Below are 18791 nucleotides of genomic sequence, written 5' to 3'. Positions count from 1 at the left end.
ACAAATCATGACGCAGACTTGTATGCATGGAGGGATGCTTGAAACGTATAAACCCCGATGAGCCAAAACTCACCGGGGTTTATTTTTTACTTCAAGTCCGAACAGAATTCGTTAGAAATCCAGGTTCGAAACCGCCAACGCATTGCTCTCGATGAAGTCACGGCGAGGTTCGACCGCATCACCCATCAGGGTGTTGAAGATCTGGTCTGCGCCAATGGCGTCTTCGATGGTGACTTTCAGCATGCGGCGCACGCTTGGGTCCATGGTGGTTTCCCACAGCTGATCCGGGTTCATTTCGCCCAGACCTTTGTATCGCTGAATGGTGTGGCGCTTGGTGCTTTCAGCCATCAGCCAGTCCAGTGCTTCCTTGAACTCGGTGACTGCTTTCTTGCGCTCGCCGCGCTGGATGTACGCGCCTTCGTCGAGCAGGGTGCTCAGTTGAGCCCCGAGGGTGACGACGGTTTTGTAGTCATTGCTGCCGAAGAAGTCGCGGTTGAAGGTGACGTAGTTCGACAGGCCGTGGGAGATCAGTTCGACCTCTGGCAGCCACACGCCACGTTCGCGGTCTTCACGCAGGCTGGCCTTGTAGACCAGACCGGATTTTTCCACGGTACGCAGACGCGCTTCGTACTGGGCCAGCCACTCTTGCATCGCTGCGTGGTCGCCGAGCTTTTCCAGGCTCACGGCCGGCAGGTAGATGAAGTGCTCGGTCAGTTCCTGCGGGTACAGGCGCGACAAACGCTTGAGGGTCTTCATCACCATGCGGAAGTCATTCACCAGACGCTCAAGCGCTTCACCGGAAATGCCCGGGGCTTCTTCGTTCAGGTGCAGGCTCGCATCTTCCAGGGCCGACTGCGTCATGTACTCTTCCATGGCGTCGTCGTCTTTGATGTATTGCTCTTGCTTGCCTTTCTTGACCTTGTACAGCGGCGGCTGAGCGATGTAGATATAGCCACGCTCGATCAGCTCCGGCAACTGACGGAAGAAGAAGGTCAGCAGCAGGGTACGGATGTGCGAACCGTCAACGTCAGCATCGGTCATGATGATGATGTTGTGATAACGCAGCTTGTCGATGTTGTACTCGTCGCGACCGATGCCGCAGCCCAGTGCGGTGATCAAGGTGCCCACTTCCTGGGAAGAGATCATCTTGTCGAAACGGGCTTTCTCGACGTTGAGGATCTTGCCCTTCAACGGCAGGATCGCCTGGGTCTTGCGGTTACGGCCCTGCTTGGCAGAGCCGCCCGCGGAGTCACCTTCCACGAGGTACAGTTCGGAAAGCGCCGGGTCTTTTTCCTGGCAGTCAGCGAGCTTGCCTGGTAGACCGGCGATGTCCAGCGCGCCTTTGCGGCGGGTCATCTCACGGGCCTTACGCGCGGCTTCACGGGCACGGGCGGCGTCGATCATCTTGCCGACGACCAGCTTGGCTTCGTTCGGGTTTTCCAGGAGGAAGTCGGAGAAGTACTTGCCCATTTCCTGTTCGACCGCAGTCTTCACTTCGGAAGAGACCAGCTTGTCTTTGGTCTGCGAGCTGAACTTCGGATCCGGCACCTTCACCGAGATGATCGCAGTCAGGCCTTCACGGGCATCGTCACCGGTGGTGGCGACTTTGTGCTTCTTCGCCAGGCCTTCGGCTTCGATGTAGGTGTTCAGGTTACGCGTCAGTGCCGAACGGAAGCCCACCAGGTGGGTGCCGCCATCGCGCTGCGGAATGTTGTTGGTGAAGCACAACAGGTTCTCATTGAAGCTGTCGTTCCACTGCAGGGCGATTTCCACGCCGATGCCGTCTTCACGCTGGATGTTGAAGTGGAACACCTGGTTGACCGCAGTCTTGTTGGTGTTCAGGTACTCAACGAACGCACGCAGGCCGCCTTCGTACTTGAACAGCTCTTCCTTGCCGCTGCGTTCATCCTTGAGGACGATGCCGACACCGGAGTTGAGGAAGGACAGTTCACGAATACGCTTGGCCAGGATGTCCCAGCTGAAGTGAATATTCTTGAAGGTGTCAGCCGACGGCTTGAAGTGAATCTGGGTGCCGGTGGTTTCGCTGTCGCCAACGATGGCCATCGGTGCCTGAGGCACGCCGTGGACGTAGGTCTGTTCCCAGATCTTGCCGCTGCGGCGAACGGTCAGAACCAGTTCTTCGGACAGCGCGTTCACTACCGAAACACCTACACCGTGCAGACCGCCGGATACTTTGTAGGAGTTGTCGTCGAATTTACCGCCAGCGTGGAGGACGGTCATGATGACCTCGGCGGCGGAAACGCCTTCCTCTTTGTGCACGTCTACCGGGATGCCACGGCCGTTGTCTTTGACGGTAATGGACTCATCCGGGTGAATGATGATGCTGATGTCGTCGCAGTGGCCGGCGAGGGCTTCGTCGATCGAGTTGTCGACCACCTCGAACACCATGTGGTGCAGACCGCTGCCATCGTCGGTGTCACCAATGTACATACCGGGACGTTTGCGTACGGCATCCAGGCCTTTCAGCACTTTAATGCTCGTTGAGTCGTACGTATTTTCTTCGCTCAATGCCTTCACTCCCGATGGTCGTGGGTCTGGGTGATACGGCCCTGTTCCACGTGGAACAAAGCGACTGGCGTTTCCGTCTGCCAGCCTTCCCTCAATAATTCGTGATCTACACAGGTGATAAACACCTGGCAGCGTAAGTCTTCCAGCAAACGGCACAGCGCGCGGCGGTGGTTCTCGTCCAGTTCGGACGGCAGGTCATCCACCAGATAAATACACTGACCGCGTCGGGCCTGGCTGACCAAGTGCCCTTGGGCAATCCGCAGTGCACAGACCACCAACTTCTGCTGACCCCGGGACAAAATGTCCGCGGCGTTGTGGGCGCCCAATCTAAGACGCAAATCAGCGCGTTGCGGTCCGGCCTGGGTATGACCCATTTGCTGATCCCGTTGCAGGGATCCAGCCAGTACGGCGCTCAATTCCCGGTCTTTGTCCCAGCCTCGGTAATAGCTGAGCGTCAAACCTTCGAGCTCAACCAGTTCGCTCAAGGTTTGTTCAAAGACTGGTTTCAAGGCTTTGATGTAAGCGCGGCGGTATTCATCGATTTCAGCGCTGGCCTGGCACAGTTCCCTGTCCCAAACCGCTTGCGAAACGGCGTCAAGTGTACCATGCCGCAGCCAGGAGTTTCTCTGGCGCAAGGCCTTCTGCAAACGCTGCCAAGTGGCCATGAAACGCGGCTCAACGTGGAACACGCCCCAGTCGAGAAACTGCCGGCGAATCTTCGGCGCGCCTTCAAGCAGGCGGAAGCTGTCGGGGTTGATCAACTGCAGCGGCAGGATCTCCGCCAGTTGCGCAGCGCTGCGGGCGTTCTGCCCGTCGATACGGATCTGGAACTCGCCCTGACGATCGCGCGAGATGCCCAAAGCGCTATGGCCACCCTCGGCCAATTCGACCTGACCGAACACGGTACAGGCGAGTTGTTCGTACTGGATGACCGGCAACAGACGCGTGCTACGAAACGAACGGGCAAGCCCCAGCAGATGAATGGCTTCCAGAACACTGGTTTTGCCGCTGCCGTTAGCGCCGTAAAGAATGTTGATGCGGGGGGAGGGGGAGAAGGTCACCGGGTGCAGATTGCGCACCGCGGTGACCGAAACACGACTTAAGGACATCCAGGGTCAGCTGATTACAGACGCATCGGCATGACAACGTAAGCCGAGTCGTCGTTGTCAGACTCTTGCACCAGCGCACTGCTGTTGGAGTCGGACAAAATCAGGCGAACCTGCTCGGTGGTCATCACGCCCAGCACGTCGAGCAGGTAGCTCACGTTAAAGCCGATTTCCAGGGAGCCGCCGTTGTATTCAACGCCCACTTCTTCTTCCGCTTCTTCCTGCTCCGGGTTGTTGGCCTGGATCTTCAGCTGACCGTTGGCCAGTTGCAGACGGATACCACGGTATTTCTCGTTGGACAGAATCGCGGTACGGCTGAACGCTTCACGCAACGCTTGGCGATCGCCCAATACCAGCTTGTCGCCGCCCTTCGGCAGAACGCGCTCGTAGTCCGGGAATTTACCGTCGACCAGTTTCGAGGTGAAGGTGAATTCGCCGGTGGTGGCGCGGATGTGATGCTGACCCAGAACGATGCTGACATTGCCGTCCGGCTCGGTGAGCAGACGCGCCAGTTCGAGAATACCTTTGCGCGGCACGATCACCTGATGGCGATCCGGCTGACCGATATCGGCTTTCATCGAGCACATGGCCAGACGGTGACCGTCGGTGGCCACGGCGCGGATGATGCCTTCGGACACTTCCAGCAGCATGCCGTTGAGGTAATAACGCACGTCCTGCTGGGCCATGGCGAAGCTGGTGCGTTCGATCAAACGACGCAGTTTGCTTTGCTCGAGGCTGCAAGTCAGCGAACCCGGGCCTTCTTCAACGGTCGGGAAGTCGTTGGCAGGCAAGGTCGACAGGGTGAAACGGCTACGGCCGGCCTTAACCACCAGCTTCTGCTCGTCGACCTTGATATCGATCAGCGCATCGTTGGGCAGGCTTTTGCAGATGTCCATCAGCTTGCGCGCGGGCACGGTGATGGAACCTGTTTCCGCAGGCTCTTCAAGTTGCACACGACCGACCAGCTCGACCTCAAGGTCGGTACCGGTCAGCGACAGTTGCTGGCCTTCGACTACCAACAGCACGTTGGACAGTACCGGCAAGGTCTGTCGACGCTCGACGACGCCTGCGACCAGTTGCAGGGGTTTCAACAGGGCTTCGCGTTGAATGGTGAAATGCATGGTCTAGTCCCTTGCCTTAATAAGCTGCGCTGGTGTTCATCAAGTGGTCAGTGTACGCAGCAGGTTCTTGTAGTCCTCGCGGATGTCCGCGTCGGATTCCTTAAGTTCGTTGATCTTGCGGCAGGCGTGCAACACGGTGGTGTGGTCGCGGCCGCCAAACACATCGCCGATTTCCGGCAAGCTGTGGTTGGTCAGTTCCTTGGACAACGCCATGGCCACCTGACGCGGACGAGCCACCGAGCGCGAACGGCGCTTGGACAGCAAGTCGGAGATCTTGATCTTGTAGTACTCGGCGACGGTGCGCTGAATGTTATCCACAGAGACCAGTTTGTCCTGCAACGCCAACAGGTCTTTCAGGGATTCGCGAATCAGCTCGATGGTGATGTCGCGGCCCATGAAGTGCGAGTGGGCGATCACGCGTTTCAGCGCGCCTTCCAGCTCACGGACGTTGGAACGAATACGCTGGGCGATGAAGAACGCGGCGTCGTGCGGCAAGTCGACTTTGGCCTGATCGGCCTTTTTCATCAAGATCGCCACGCGGGTTTCCAGTTCCGGCGGCTCGACGGCAACCGTCAGGCCCCAGCCAAACCGGGATTTAAGGCGCTCTTCAAGGCCTTCGATTTCTTTCGGATAGCGGTCACTGGTGAGAATGACCTGCTGGCCACCTTCAAGCAGGGCGTTGAAGGTGTGGAAAAACTCTTCCTGCGAACGCTCTTTACGGGCGAAAAACTGAATGTCATCGATGAGCAGCGCATCCACCGAACGGTAGAAACGCTTGAACTCGTTGATCGCGTTCAGCTGCAGCGCCTTGACCATGTCGGCCACGAAGCGCTCGGAATGCAGATACACGACCTTGGCATTCGGGTTCTTCTTTAATAGATGGTTACCCACCGCGTGCATCAAGTGAGTTTTACCCAAGCCAACGCCACCATAAAGGAAGAGTGGGTTGTAGCCGTGCTTCGGGTTATCCGCCACTTGCCAGGCCGCCGCGCGGGCGAGCTGGTTGGATTTACCTTCGACGAAATTCTCGAAGGTGAACGTACGGTTCAGGTAGCTGGTGTGCTTGAGCGCACCTTCGACTTGCACAGTGCGTTGCTCGGCGCGAACCGGGGCCTGCTGCGAAGCGGCGCCGGACATCGGGTCGAAGCTGTCGCGAGACGGTTCATCGCTGACTTCCGGGCTTTTCTGCGTCGAGCGCTTGGCGCTCGGTGCTGGCGTCTGAGTCGGCGCTGGCGTGTTCACCGGGGCAGCATTCGCTTGCGCCTGGGAAGCTTGCGCTGCCGCCAGTGGCGCATTCGGTGCGGCACGCGGTGCCGAGCTGCGTTTGCTGCCTATTAATAAGGAAAGCGCAGGCGCCATGCCGTTGCCGTGCTCATCCAGCAGTTCAAGGACGCGCCCCAGGTACTTTTCGTTGACCCAGTCCAGAACAAAACGGTTCGGTGCGTAGACGCGCAACTCGTCGCCTTCGGCTTCGACCTGTAGTGGACGGATCCAGGTGTTGAATTGTTGGGCAGGCAGCTCCTCGCGCAAAAGCTCCACGCACTGCTGCCAAAGTTCCACTGACACGGATATCCCCTAAGTTGAAAGCCGGTGAGGCAAAAACAAGCGGCCATTGTAGCGGCGAGCCGCCCACTTATCCACATGCAGGTTGCCCGGTGAACATGATTTATCAATGCGTTAAACCAAAAAAAGGCGACCAACGGTGTGTGAATAAGCTCTGTGGATAACCGCCCCTGAGGGCACTGGACAACTGGGGGTTGAACTCGGTGGATAACCTGCCTGTGGATAACAGGCCATTCCACGCACAGGTTATCCGACAGTGCAGCACAGGCTGAACACGGTTTTCCACTGTAGTTGTCATTCTCTGTACATCACGTGAAATATGGGCTCATGGCACTTATCCACAGAAGATGACGGCCCTAGCTTTTATAAGCTTTACAAAAAAGCTTTAAATAAGTCCCTTCTTTATTTTTATGTTTGGCAGACAGGCTTTCAGCCACAGAGGCCCCCAGATCTATTTATAAGGAAACGCTGGTTGGAAATTGACCTGAGGGCTTGCTTTCTCTAGAATCCCCGGTCTCTTAAAACGGGGGCCATTCCGGCCCGTTGTGGACGAACCAGGTAACACGACAATGAAACGTACTTTCCAACCAAGCACTATCAAACGCGCCCGTACTCACGGCTTCCGTGCTCGCATGGCTACCAAGAACGGCCGTGCTGTCCTGTCGCGTCGCCGCGCCAAAGGTCGTGCGCGTCTGGCAGTTTGATAATCCGGTACTGGAGGTGAGTCAGGACTTCAGTCGGGAAAAGCGTCTGCTTACCCCCCGGCATTTCAAGGCAGTCTTTGACTCCCCTACCGGCAAGGTTCCGGGGAAAAATCTCCTGCTCCTTGCACGCAACAACGATCTTGATCACCCCCGTCTCGGGCTGGTTATCGGGAAAAAGAGCGTAAAGCTCTCCGTTGAGCGCAATCGCCTCAAACGTTTGATGCGCGAATCGTTTCGTCTGCACCAGGATTCACTGGTCGGCTGGGACATCGTTATCGTCGCGCGCAAAGGTCTTGGCGATGTAGAAAACCCCGAATTGATTCAGCATTTCGGCAAGCTCTGGAAGCGTCTGGCACGCAGCAAGCCAGTTCCAGAAGTCAAAACCGAAACTGTAGGGGTAGACAGTCCTGATGCGTAAACTGGCCCTCGTTCCGATCCAGTTTTATCGCTATGCCATTAGTCCTTTGATGGCCAGCCACTGTCGTTTCTACCCCAGTTGTTCCTGCTACGCGTATGAAGCCATTGAAAATCATGGCCTTCTGCGCGGTGGCTGGCTGACCTTTCGTCGTTTAGGTCGCTGTCATCCGTGGAATCCCGGTGGTTATGACCCGGTTCCACCTATCCCTACCTCCCGTTCTTCTTCGATGGCCGAGTAATCATGGATATCAAACGCACGATCCTGATCGTCGCCCTGGCAATCGTGGCCTACGTTATGGTTCTTAAATGGAACCAGGACTATGGTCAGGCTGCTTTGCCGACTCAGAATGTTGCTTCCAGTACGACTACATCCGGTTTGCCGGACACCGCCACTGGCAATAATGCTGCCGCCAGTGACGATATTCCGCGCGCCGCTAGCGATACCAGCGCACCTGCCGAAACACCGGTAGCCGCCAGCAAGGATCTGATCCAGATCAAAACCGACGTGCTCGATCTCGCGATCGATCCACAAGGTGGTGATGTTGCTCAACTGACCTTGCCTCTGTATCCACGTCGTCAGGATCGTCCTGATGTTCCGTTCCAGCTGTTCGATAACGGCGGCGAACGTGTTTATCTGGCCCAAAGCGGTCTGATCGGCACCAACGGCCCGGACGCAAACCCGGCCGGTCGTCCGGTCTACTCCTCGGAGAAGAAGACTTATCAACTGGCTGACGGTCAGGACCAATTGGTCGTAGACCTGAAGTTCAGCAAGGACGGCGTCAATTACATCAAGCGTTTCACCCTGAAACGCGGCCTGTACGACGTAGCCGTTTCCTACATTGTGGATAACCAGAGCGCTCAGCCCTGGAACGGCGCAATGTTTGCTCAGTTGAAGCGTGATAACAGCGCTGACCCTTCGTCCACCACTGCTACTGGCACCGCGACTTACCTGGGCGCTGCCCTGTGGACAAGTTCGGAGCCGTACAAGAAAGTGTCCATGAAGGACATGGACAAGGCGCAGCTGAAAGAAACCGTCACCGGTGGTTGGGTAGCCTGGCTGCAACACTACTTCGTGACCGCGTGGATTCCGGCGAAGGGCGAAAACAACGTCGTTCAGACCCGTAAAGACAGCAAAGGCAACTACATCATCGGTTACACCGGTCCAACACTGACCGCTGCACCAGGTGCCAAAGTTGAAACCAGCGCTGTGCTGTACGCCGGTCCGAAAAGCCAGGCTGTGCTGAAGCAGTTGTCCCCAGGTCTGGAACTGACCGTCGACTACGGCATTCTGTGGTTCATTGCTCAACCGATCTTCTGGTTGCTGCAACACATCCACGCGATCGTTGGTAACTGGGGCTGGTCGATCATCTTCCTGACCATGCTGATCAAGGGTCTTTTCTTCCCTCTGTCGGCTGCCAGCTACAAATCGATGGCGCGTATGCGTGCCGTTGCACCGAAACTGGCTGCACTGAAAGAACAACATGGCGATGACCGGCAGAAAATGTCGCAAGCCATGATGGAGCTGTACAAGAAAGAGAAGATCAATCCGCTGGGTGGTTGCTTGCCAATCCTCGTGCAGATGCCGGTTTTCCTTTCGCTGTACTGGGTTCTGCTGGAAAGCGTTGAAATGCGCCAGGCGCCGTTCATGCTGTGGATCACTGACCTGTCGATCAAGGATCCGTTCTTCATTCTGCCGATCATCATGGGCGCAACCATGTTCATCCAGCAGCAGTTGAACCCGACTCCTCCGGATCCGATGCAGGCGAAGGTCATGAAAATGATGCCAATCATCTTCACCTTCTTCTTCCTGTGGTTCCCGGCTGGTCTGGTGCTGTACTGGGTTGTGAACAACTGCCTGTCCATCACCCAACAGTGGTACATCACACGTAAGATCGAACGGGCTACCAAAGCAGCCGCTTGATTTACACTGTGGATAACCACTCAAAACGCCCCCTAGTGGGGCGTTTTGCTATCTGTCATTTTTGTCTGGATTCCGGTTAATGAGCGTACCTCGTGAAACCATCGCCGCCGTCGCCACTGCTCAAGGCCGTGGGGGTGTGGGCATCGTCCGTATTTCCGGGCCGTTGGCCAGTGTTGCGGCGAAAGCCATCAGCGGCCGCGAACTGAAACCGCGTTACGCCCATTACGGCCCGTTTTTCACTGACGACAAACAGGTGCTGGACGAAGGTCTGGTGCTGTATTTTCCGGGGCCGAACTCGTTCACCGGTGAAGACGTTCTGGAATTGCAGGGCCACGGCGGCCCTATCGTTCTGGATATGTTGCTCAAACGCTGCCTGGAACTGGGCTGCCGTCTGGCGCGCCCGGGCGAATTCAGCGAACGCGCCTTCCTCAATGACAAACTCGACCTGGCCCAGGCCGAGGCGATTGCCGATTTGATCGAAGCCAGTTCTGCACAGGCTGCGCGCAACGCGCTGCGTTCATTGCAGGGTGCGTTTTCCCAGCGTGTGCATAACTTGACCGAACAGTTGATCGGTCTGCGCATCTACGTCGAAGCCGCCATCGACTTCCCGGAAGAAGAAATCGACTTCCTCGCCGATGGCCATGTGCTGAGCATGCTCGACAAAGTGCGCGATGAATTATCCACAGTGCTGCGCGAAGCCGGGCAGGGCGCATTGTTGCGCGATGGCATGACCGTAGTGATCGCCGGCCGTCCGAATGCCGGCAAATCCAGCCTGTTGAATGCGTTGGCCGGTCGCGAAGCGGCAATCGTTACCGAGATCGCCGGCACCACTCGCGACATCCTCCGTGAACATATCCACATCGACGGCATGCCGTTGCACGTTGTCGATACCGCTGGCCTGCGTGATACCGATGATCATGTGGAAAAGATCGGGGTGGAACGGGCGTTGAAAGCCATTGGCGAAGCTGATCGGGTGTTGCTGGTAGTCGACGCCACTGCGCCCGAAGCGCTGGATCCGTTTGCCCTCTGGCCAGAATTCCTCGAAACCCGGCCGGATCCGGCGAAAGTCACCTTGATCCGCAATAAAGCCGATCTGACCGGCGAAGCCATTGTTCTGGCAACCAGTGAAGACGGGCACGTGACGATCAGTCTCAGCGCCAAATCGGCCGGTGAAGGCTTGGATCTGTTGCGCGATCATCTCAAAGCCTGCATGGGTTACGAGCAGACCTCGGAAAGCAGTTTCAGTGCACGTCGCCGGCATCTAGAGGCCTTGCGCCACGCCAGTGCTGCGCTGGAACACGGCCGCGCCCAGCTGACCTTGGCTGGCGCCGGAGAGTTACTGGCCGAGGATTTGCGCCAGGCCCAGCACTCTCTCGGCGAAATCACCGGGGCCTTCAGCTCTGATGATCTCTTGGGACGAATCTTTTCCAGTTTCTGTATCGGCAAATGACAAAAGGGGCTGTGGACAATTTATCCACAGCCCCTTTTCGTTTTACCAGTTGTAGGAAACTGTACCGAGCAGAGTGCGATCCTCACCCCAATAGCAACGACCCGCGTCATTGCAACCCGACACATATTCCTTGTCGAACAGGTTCTTCGCATTCAGGTCGACGTTCCAGTGCGTATCGATCTGATAACCGATGGCCGCATCCACCAAGGTGACGTCGCCGGCATCCAGCTTTCCGTAGAGAGAAGGCGAGGTGTAAGCGAAGGCACTGTCGAAATAACGCACACCGCCACCCACATACAAACCTTTCAAGTCGCCATCGAGGAAGCGGTATTTCGCCCAGACCGAGGCCTGATTACGTGGCACGCCGGTCATTTGATGGCCTTTGACCAATGACGTCGCGGCATCCTTGGTGATTCGCGCGTCGGTGTATGTATAAGCCGCAGTGACGTTGAGGTTCTGCGTCAGGTTGCTGTTGAGTTCCAGTTCCACACCCTTGGAACGACTTTCACCCACTTGGCGATAGCTCGATGTAGTGGCGTCGAAGTAGGTGTCATCTTTTTTACGCAGGTCATACACCGATGCAGTGAAAGCAGTGTCCCAGCCGATCGGTTCGTACTTCAGGCCCACTTCGTATTGGCTGCTGGTAATCGGATCGAGTGGCGCGCCGGCATTGGAAATCTGCTGCACCGGCACGAACGAGGTGGAATAGCTGACATACGGCGTCATGCCATTGTCGAACTGGTACATCACGCCACCCTGATAGGTGAACTTCTTGTCCTCGGAGCTGATGTCGCTCGACTGAGCGACCTTGTCGCGAAAATCACTGTCGACCCAATCCTGACGACCACCGAGCAGGAACAGCCAGTGGTCGTACTTGCTCTGGATCTGTGCATAAACCCCTTTCATCTGCTGTTCCAGCAAGGTGTTTTGCACCGCAATCGGCGTGGTCGGATCGCGCAGGTACACCGGGTTATACACATCGATCGGCCCGACGATGCCGGCGTTCCAGTCCTGATTAAAGGAGGTGCGATCGTAGCTGGCGCCGAACAACACGGTGTTCTCCAGACCGCCGACCTGGAATTTGCCTTCCAGCTGGTTATCCAGCGAGTACACCATCGACTTGTTGAAGCGATCGTACGCCGTCATGTTCAGGCGTGTGCCAAACCCGGCGTTGTTGAGGTTGCCCGGCCAGGTTTCGTGGCGGGTAATGCGCGACTGCATGTAGCGCGAGTTCTGGCGGAACTGCCAGTCGTCGTTGAACGAGTGGCTGAATTCGTAGCCGGTGCTCCAGGTTTCCCGTTCGAAGGTATTCCAGTCCGGATCGCCGAGCATGGTGCCTTTGGATAACTTGCCGTTGGGGTTGGTCAGCAAAGTCCCGGCGGCCGGTAGGCCAAGTTCCATGTTGGTGTGATCCTTCTGGTAGTTAGCCAGTAGGGTCAGTGTGTTGTAATCGTCGAAATTCAGGGTCAGCGATGGCGCAATGTAGATACGGTCGTCCGGAACGTGATCGGTCTGGGTGTCGGACTTGCGCCCAAGCATCACCACGCGTCCGAGTACGTTCCCGCTGTCATTGAGCGGGCCGGAGACATCGACGCCGATCTGCCGGCGATTGTTCGAGCCATAACCCAATTGCACTTCACCTTGTGGTGCAGCGGTCGGTCGTTTGCTCACCAGATTGACCAGACCGCCCGGAGCGTTCTCCCCATACAGCAGAGAAGACGGGCCACGGAAAATCTCGACGCGCTCCAGTCCGTAGGGCTCGGTGCTGGTGTCATAGCGGTTGCCCTGTACGCGTAGTCCATCGCGCAACAGACCGTAGCCATAATCGGTGGCGTTGAAACCGCGAATATAGAACAGGTCTCCGGCCAGACTGTCGCCAGCGGCAAACGGTGGGGCAAAGATCCCCGGCACGTAGCCGAGTACTTCAGTGAGCGTCTGAGATTTCTGATCTTTCATGCGTTGTGCGGTAACGACTGACACCGAGCGCGGCGTTTCCGACAACGGCGTACTGGTTTTCGTACCGATTCGACTGTTCTGCGCCTTGTATCCGACGTCCGCCGCGTAATCCAGATTCATCGGGTTGGCCAACTGACCGTTGATGTTGGTCGGGGCCAGCTCCAGCGAATCACCGTTTGGCAGCGCCTGCAGAATGTAACTGCCCGGCGCCTGCGGTACGGCTTGCAAACCTGAGCCTTGCAGCAGTTGGGCAAAACCTTGGTCGACGGTGAAGTTGCCGTTCAACCCGACACTGCGCAAACGGCTGGTCTGTTGCGGCGAGAACGACAGAATTACGTTGGCGGCCGAGGCGAACTGGCTCAGTGCATTGTCCAGCGGGCCCGCTGCAATCGCATAACTCTGGGTGGCTGATGCAGCGACGGCGTTATGGCTAATCACCAGGCAGGACGCGGCGCTGGTCATCAATAGGCTGTAAGCAATGCAGTGGTAGGAAAAACGCTGACGAAACGTGGGAAGACGCATGGGTGGATAAGCCCTGAAGGTGGCAAAGAGCCGCGTTTATCGCGATTACCTGTAGGGCCGGGTCAGGGCAAAAAAAGATAACCCTGTTGTCGATTTATTTGCCCAGGTGACATTTCGATCAAGCGTTGTGGCTGATCGAGACCCAGTAACGGGTGAAATAGCGCACGTTGATCGGCAGCGACGCCTGAAGATTGGCCAGGACAGCGTCGGTTGAATTGAGGCGGAATGTCCCGGAAACCCGCAGCTCCCGGGCACGCGCGTCGCAATGCAAAACGCCGCTGCGATAACGGCCCAATTCTTCAATCACATCGCCCAAGCGTGCATCGAGAACGATCAATTGGCCGTTGATCCACGCCACTTCCGAGGGTTTGAACGGATGAATGAGGCCTATGTGCTGACGATCAAAATCAGTGCCTTCGCCTGCCTGCAAGATTTTTGCGGCCGTTGAAGTATCACCGGGCTGAACACTGACCCGGTCTTCCAGCACTCCAACTCGGGTAGAACTCGATAGCTGGTGAACGGAGAAACGAGTGCCGAGTGCTTGAATCCGGCCATCCCGGGTTTCGACGAAAAAGGGCCGTTGATCACCCAGCTTTCCGGTTTGAATAAGGATCTCGCCGGAGCGCAGGCGAATCAGCCGCTGTGTCGGGTCGAAAGACACATCAATGGCAGTGTCGGTGTTGAGTTGAATCAGGCTGCCATCCGCCAATGTGATATTGCGACGCTGGCCAACGCCGGTTTTATAGTCGGCCCAGACATTTCCCAAGGAAGTGTGTTGCTGAACATTCCAGCCAACGAACCCCGTGCCCGCCGCGAGCAGCAACAATTTCAGCACTTGGCGACGTTGCTGACCGTTATTTAGCGCGCGACGTTTCAGATCCTGTGGCAGCGTGCCGAGGTGGCGCTGCAATTGTTCCATCTGGTTCCACGCCGCCAGATGCGCCGGGTCGCTATCTATCCACAACTGCCAGGCCTTCTGTTCGGCGAGCGTTGGCGGATCAGCCTGAAACTGCACATACCAACTGGCGGCCGCTTCGAAGATCTGGCGATCGGGGGCGATGGCCATCAACGTTGCGCCATGATCAGGGCACATTCCGTCAGGGCGCGGATCATGTGCTTCTTCACCGTGGTCAGCGAAACCTTCAGCTGCAAAGCGATCTGTTGATAAGTCAGGCCATCGATTTGCGAGAGCATGAAGATTTGTTGGCTTCTGGCGCCGAGCCCGGCCAAGGCTTTATCCACAGCGACCAGAGTTTCGATGATCAGCGCCTTGTCTTCCTCGCTGATGGCGGTGGCTTCCGGTCGAGCCGCGAGGGTCTGCAAATACGCGGCTTCGATGGCCTGCCTTCTATAACGATCAATGACCAGACCGCGTGCAATGGTCGCCAGATAATCCCGTGGCTCGCGAATCTGTGCGGCATTGCGCGCCGCCAGAATACGCACGAACGTGTCATGCGCGACATCGGCGGCATCGCAGGCGTCATGCAATTTTCCCTTGAGCCACCCGTATAGCCACGAATGGTGTTGCTCGTAGATTTGCTCGATCGCAGCAGTGTGGGCGGGTAAGGACATAGGAAAATTGGGCGAGTTAATGATAATGCCTATTATTAGCCTTCGTTACGTTCTCTCACAATAGCCCTCGCACTTCCCTCCATCGGCTTCTTTGTCGCCAGCGAACCCTCGTTGGCGATTTTTCTTGCGCCTCGAAAACGCCGTTTTATCGATTTTCTGTGGATTAAGCCCTGTGAATAACTGCCACTAAGGGCAGTTGATAACAGGGCTTCAAAACTGGATATAACCCCCTCTGTGGATAACCACCCCTTTCATCCACAGGCTTAAACCGGTTATCCAAGGCCCTCATTGGCACATGAACACAGGGTTTTGAATCTCTGTACATATTGAATATAAAGGCCTGTAGCGATCTATCCACAGAAAGTAGGCTCAGTAGAAATAAACATAAAAACAAAGGTTTTATAAATTTCTCTCTTTTTTATTCTTTTAACCTTGAGTTCTCCACAGCTGGTTAAATTTTGTGCAAAGGGTTCTTTAGGAAGGGCGAAGTCCCTATACTTGTCGACCAGGTTCAAAAACCTGATCTCAAACTATTCCTGAATTACCTACTTAAGCAGGCACGAGGTGCGTGGTGGATTTCCCTTCCCGTTTTGAAGTGATCGTCATCGGCGGCGGTCATGCCGGTACCGAGGCAGCACTGGCCTCAGCACGTATGGGGGCAAAAACCCTGTTGCTGACGCATAACGTGGAAACCCTCGGTGCCATGAGTTGCAACCCGGCCATCGGTGGCATTGGCAAAAGCCATCTGGTCAAGGAAATCGACGCCCTCGGCGGCGCGATGGCCACGGCTACCGATAAGGGCGGCATCCAGTTTCGCGTGTTGAACAGCCGCAAAGGCCCAGCCGTACGGGCGACCCGTGCGCAAGCTGACCGGATTTTGTATAAAGCCGCTGTCCGCGAAATTCTGGAAAACCAGCCCAACCTGTGGATATTTCAACAAGCTGCTGATGACCTGATCGTCGAGCAGGAACAAGTCCGTGGTGTTGTCACGCAAATGGGTCTGCGGTTCTTCGCCGATTCCGTGGTGTTGACCACCGGTACGTTCCTCGGTGGACTTATCCACATCGGTTTGCAGAATTTTTCCGGCGGCCGTGCCGGTGATCCGCCGTCGATCGCCCTGGCACACCGTCTGCGTGAAATGCCACTGCGTGTCGGTCGCCTGAAAACCGGCACACCGCCACGTATCGACGGCAAGTCTGTGGATTTCTCGGTAATGACCGAGCAACCCGGTGATACGCCGATCCCGGTGATGTCGTTCATGGGCAACAAAGAACAGCATCCACGCCAGGTCAGCTGCTGGATTACACACACCAACGCCCGCACCCACGAAATCATTGCCGCGAACCTCGATCGTTCGCCGATGTATTCCGCTGCCGGTGAAATCGAAGGCATCGGCCCGCGCTATTGCCCGTCGATCGAAGACAAGATCCACCGCTTTGCCGACAAGGAAAGCCATCAGGTGTTTATCGAACCGGAAGGTTTGACCACCCATGAGCTGTATCCGAACGGGATATCCACAAGCTTGCCGTTCGACGTGCAATTGCAGATCGTGCAATCGATTCGCGGCATGGAAAACGCACACATCGTGCGTCCGGGTTATGCGATCGAGTACGACTACTTCGATCCGCGCGATCTGAAGTACAGCCTCGAGACCAAAGTCATCGGCGGTCTGTTCTTCGCCGGGCAAATCAACGGCACCACCGGTTACGAAGAAGCCGGCGCCCAAGGTTTGCTCGCTGGTGCGAACGCGGCACTGCGTGCCAAGGGCAAAGAAGCCTGGTGCCCGCGTCGCGATGAAGCGTACATCGGTGTGTTGGTCGACGACCTGATCACCCTCGGTACCCAAGAGCCGTACCGTATGTTCACTTCCCGTGCCGAATACCGCCTGATCCTGCGCGAGGACAACGCCGACCTGCGTCTGACCGAAAAAGGTCGCGAGCTCGGTCTGGTCGATGACGCGCGTTGGGCGGCCTTCTGCAAGAAACGCGAAAGCATCGAACTCGAAGAGCAGCGCCTGAAAAGCACCTGGGTTCGCCCGAATACTCAGCAGGGCGATGCGATTGCCGAAAAATTCGGTACGCCGCTGACTCACGAATACAACTTGCTCAACCTCTTGAGCCGTCCGGAAATCGACTACGCTGGTCTGGTCGAAGTGACCGGCAACGGCGCCGAAGATCCACAGGTTGCCGAGCAGGTTGAAATCAAGACCAAATACGCCGGTTACATCGACCGTCAACAGGACGAAATCGCCCGTCTGCGCGCCAGCGAAGACACGAAATTGCCTGTGGATATCGATTACACCAACATTTCCGGTCTCTCCAAGGAGATCCAGAGCAAGCTCGGCGCGACTCGACCAGAGACGCTAGGCCAGGCTTCGCGGATCCCTGGCGTGACCCCGGCAGCGATTTCGCTGTTGATGATTCATTTGAAAAAACGCGGCGCGGGCCGTCAGTTGGAGCAAAGCGCTTGAGTTCTAAGGTCACTTCGCAACACGCCGAAGAGTTATCCACAGGAGCCCGCGAGCTCGGTGTCAATCTCACTGAAACCCAGCACGAATTGCTGCTGGGTTATCTGGCCCTGTTGATCAAATGGAACCAGGCCTACAACCTGACCGCTGTGCGTGATCCGGACGAAATGGTTTCGCGCCACTTGCTCGATAGTCTCAGCGTGATGTCGTTCATCGAAAACGGTCGCTGGCTCGACGTCGGCAGCGGCGGCGGCATGCCGGGGATCCCGTTAGCGATCCTGTACCCGGACTCGCAAGTGACCTGTCTGGACAGCAACGGCAAGAAAACCCGCTTCCTGACTCAGGTCAAACTCGAACTCAAACTGGATAACCTGCAAGTTATCCACAGTCGTGTCGAAGCGTTCCAGCCTGCGCAACCGTTCAACGGGATCATTTCCCGGGCGTTCAGCAGCATGGAGAACTTCACCAACTGGACTCGCCATCTCGGCGATGCCGATACACGCTGGCTGGCAATGAAGGGCGTTCATCCGGCTGATGAGCTGGTAGCATTGCCGGCAGACTTCAAACTCGATAGCGAACACGCCCTGGCCGTACCCGGTTGCCAAGGCCAACGCCATCTGCTGATACTGCGCCGCACGGCATGATTGGGAACATAAGCAAGAATGGCTAAGGTATTCGCGATAGCGAACCAAAAGGGTGGTGTGGGCAAGACCACCACCTGCATCAACCTCGCAGCATCCCTGGTCGCGACCAAGCGCCGGGTGCTGTTGATCGATCTCGATCCACAAGGCAACGCCACCATGGGTAGCGGTGTGGATAAACACGGCCTGGAAAACTCGGTTTACGACCTGCTGATCGGCGAATGCGATCTGGCCCAGGCCATGCACTATTCCGAGCACGGCGGTTATCAACTGCTGCCGGCCAACCGCGATTTGACCGCGGCAGAAGTGGTGCTGCTGGAAATGCAGATGAAGGAAAGCCGTCTGCGCAGTGCGCTGGCGCCGATCCGTGAAAACTACGATTACATTTTGATCGACTGCCCGCCGTCGCTGTCGATGCTGACTCTGAACGCATTGGTCGCTGCTGACGGGGTGATTATCCCCATGCAGTGCGAGTACTTTGCGCTCGAAGGTCTCAGCGACCTTGTGGATAACATCAAGCGCATCGCCGAATTGCTCAATCCGAACCTGAAAGTCGAAGGCCTGCTGCGCACCATGTACGACCCGCGCCTGAGCCTGATGAACGATGTTTCGGCGCAGCTCAAGGAACACTTTGGCGAGCAGCTTTACGACACGGTGATCCCGCGCAACATCCGTCTGGCCGAAGCGCCAAGCTACGGCATGCCGGCGCTGGCCTACGACAAGCAATCGCGTGGCGCCCTGGCTTATCTGGCCCTGGCTGGCGAGATGGTTCGCCGTCAGCGCAAAAATTCACGCATCGCCGCCGCTCAGGCAACTTAAGGA

General features: G+C 56.8%; 15 protein-coding genes. 8 read left to right on the top strand and 7 right to left on the bottom strand.

The window, feature by feature from the left end; all coding sequences use genetic code 11:
- Positions 1-111 precede the first annotated feature (111 nt).
- From gyrB to dnaA, 4 genes are read right to left on the bottom strand one after another with little or no spacing between them, the layout of a single operon-like run.
- Positions 112-2529 (bottom strand): DNA topoisomerase (ATP-hydrolyzing) subunit B, encoded by a 2418-nt coding sequence (gene gyrB / locus KFS80_RS17540; protein WP_008084382.1) that lies wholly within the window; start codon positions 2527-2529, stop codon positions 112-114.
- Between the two features lie 5 nt (positions 2530-2534).
- Positions 2535-3638 carry a DNA replication/repair protein RecF gene (gene recF / locus KFS80_RS17535; RefSeq protein WP_053125303.1) on the bottom strand — a complete coding sequence of 368 codons (1104 nt, stop codon included), beginning with the start codon at positions 3636-3638 and terminating at the stop codon, positions 2535-2537.
- Between the two features lie 14 nt (positions 3639-3652).
- On the bottom strand, positions 3653-4756 hold the full coding sequence (gene dnaN / locus KFS80_RS17530; protein WP_053125301.1) for a DNA polymerase III subunit beta: 1104 nt from the start codon (positions 4754-4756) through the stop codon (positions 3653-3655).
- 39 nt (positions 4757-4795) lie between these two features.
- Positions 4796-6322, bottom strand: coding sequence for a chromosomal replication initiator protein DnaA (gene dnaA, locus KFS80_RS17525; RefSeq protein WP_159813307.1), 1527 nt, complete (start codon positions 6320-6322; stop codon positions 4796-4798).
- Between the two features lie 566 nt (positions 6323-6888).
- Between dnaA and rpmH the strand changes: the two genes are divergently transcribed.
- The 5 genes from rpmH (at position 6889) to mnmE (ending at position 10811) form a co-directional block, all read left to right on the top strand.
- The gene (gene rpmH / locus KFS80_RS17520) at positions 6889-7023 is read left to right on the top strand and encodes a 50S ribosomal protein L34 (RefSeq protein WP_003213577.1); all 135 of its coding nucleotides are present in this window, start codon (positions 6889-6891) and stop codon (positions 7021-7023) included.
- A 16-nt stretch (positions 7024-7039) separates the two neighbouring features.
- On the top strand, positions 7040-7441 hold the full coding sequence (rnpA, locus tag KFS80_RS17515) for a ribonuclease P protein component (protein WP_042704971.1): 402 nt from the start codon (positions 7040-7042) through the stop codon (positions 7439-7441).
- Positions 7434-7679, top strand: a complete 246-nt coding sequence (yidD, locus tag KFS80_RS17510; RefSeq protein ID WP_010465488.1) for a membrane protein insertion efficiency factor YidD — start codon at positions 7434-7436, stop codon at positions 7677-7679. The genes rnpA and yidD overlap by 8 nt, the downstream gene beginning before the upstream one ends.
- Before the next feature lie 2 nt (positions 7680-7681).
- Positions 7682-9361 (top strand): membrane protein insertase YidC, encoded by a 1680-nt coding sequence (gene yidC / locus KFS80_RS17505; protein ID WP_053125297.1) that lies wholly within the window; start codon positions 7682-7684, stop codon positions 9359-9361.
- A gap of 79 nt (positions 9362-9440) precedes the next feature.
- On the top strand, positions 9441-10811 hold the full coding sequence (gene mnmE, locus KFS80_RS17500) for a tRNA uridine-5-carboxymethylaminomethyl(34) synthesis GTPase MnmE (RefSeq protein ID WP_212545430.1): 1371 nt from the start codon (positions 9441-9443) through the stop codon (positions 10809-10811).
- 42 nt (positions 10812-10853) lie between these two features.
- On the opposite strand, the gene KFS80_RS17495 is transcribed toward mnmE, so the two are convergent.
- The 3 genes from KFS80_RS17495 to KFS80_RS17485 form a co-directional block, all read right to left on the bottom strand.
- A complete protein-coding gene (locus KFS80_RS17495; protein WP_212545429.1) occupies positions 10854-13289 on the bottom strand; it encodes a TonB-dependent siderophore receptor in 2436 nt (811 codons plus the stop codon).
- Between the two features lie 118 nt (positions 13290-13407).
- Positions 13408-14355, bottom strand: a complete 948-nt coding sequence (locus KFS80_RS17490) for a FecR domain-containing protein (protein ID WP_212545428.1) — start codon at positions 14353-14355, stop codon at positions 13408-13410.
- Positions 14355-14861 (bottom strand): sigma-70 family RNA polymerase sigma factor, encoded by a 507-nt coding sequence (locus KFS80_RS17485; protein ID WP_053125292.1) that lies wholly within the window; start codon positions 14859-14861, stop codon positions 14355-14357. The genes KFS80_RS17490 and KFS80_RS17485 overlap by 1 nt, the downstream gene beginning before the upstream one ends.
- Before the next feature lie 571 nt (positions 14862-15432).
- On the opposite strand from KFS80_RS17485, the gene mnmG reads away from it, so the two are divergent.
- The 3 genes from mnmG to KFS80_RS17470 are packed head-to-tail and all read left to right on the top strand — an operon-like array spanning position 15433 to position 18788.
- The gene (gene mnmG, locus KFS80_RS17480) at positions 15433-17331 is read left to right on the top strand and encodes a tRNA uridine-5-carboxymethylaminomethyl(34) synthesis enzyme MnmG (protein ID WP_212545427.1); all 1899 of its coding nucleotides are present in this window, start codon (positions 15433-15435) and stop codon (positions 17329-17331) included.
- On the top strand, positions 17328-17972 hold the full coding sequence (rsmG, locus tag KFS80_RS17475) for a 16S rRNA (guanine(527)-N(7))-methyltransferase RsmG (RefSeq protein ID WP_007911906.1): 645 nt from the start codon (positions 17328-17330) through the stop codon (positions 17970-17972). The genes mnmG and rsmG overlap by 4 nt, the downstream gene beginning before the upstream one ends.
- A gap of 18 nt (positions 17973-17990) precedes the next feature.
- Entirely contained in the window at positions 17991-18788 is a 798-nt protein-coding gene (locus tag KFS80_RS17470) for a ParA family protein (RefSeq protein ID WP_007911909.1), read from the top strand.
- Positions 18789-18791: the final 3 nt, after the last annotated feature.

Source organism: Pseudomonas rustica, from assembly GCF_018336155.1.
Taxonomy (GTDB): Bacteria; Pseudomonadota; Gammaproteobacteria; order Pseudomonadales; family Pseudomonadaceae; genus Aquipseudomonas; species Aquipseudomonas rustica.
The sequence above is the reverse complement of the archived record's forward strand: the minus strand, read 5'-3'. Positions and strand labels throughout refer to the sequence as shown.

Excerpts from the sequence above, each read along its gene's own strand:
- recF (WP_053125303.1), bottom strand. The coding sequence starts at position 3,638 with ATGTCCTTAAGTCGTGTTTCGGTCACCGCGGTGCGCAATCTGCACCCG.
- dnaN (WP_053125301.1), bottom strand. The coding sequence starts at position 4,756 with ATGCATTTCACCATTCAACGCGAAGCCCTGTTGAAACCCCTGCAACTG.
- rpmH (WP_003213577.1), top strand. The coding sequence starts at position 6,889 with ATGAAACGTACTTTCCAACCAAGCACTATCAAACGCGCCCGTACTCAC.
- yidD (WP_010465488.1), top strand. The coding sequence starts at position 7,434 with ATGCGTAAACTGGCCCTCGTTCCGATCCAGTTTTATCGCTATGCCATT.
- yidC (WP_053125297.1), top strand. The coding sequence starts at position 7,682 with ATGGATATCAAACGCACGATCCTGATCGTCGCCCTGGCAATCGTGGCC.
- mnmE (WP_212545430.1), top strand. The coding sequence starts at position 9,441 with ATGAGCGTACCTCGTGAAACCATCGCCGCCGTCGCCACTGCTCAAGGC.
- KFS80_RS17495 (WP_212545429.1), bottom strand. The coding sequence starts at position 13,289 with ATGCGTCTTCCCACGTTTCGTCAGCGTTTTTCCTACCACTGCATTGCT.
- KFS80_RS17490 (WP_212545428.1), bottom strand. The coding sequence starts at position 14,355 with ATGGCCATCGCCCCCGATCGCCAGATCTTCGAAGCGGCCGCCAGTTGG.
- KFS80_RS17485 (WP_053125292.1), bottom strand. The coding sequence starts at position 14,861 with ATGTCCTTACCCGCCCACACTGCTGCGATCGAGCAAATCTACGAGCAA.
- KFS80_RS17470 (WP_007911909.1), top strand. The coding sequence starts at position 17,991 with ATGGCTAAGGTATTCGCGATAGCGAACCAAAAGGGTGGTGTGGGCAAG.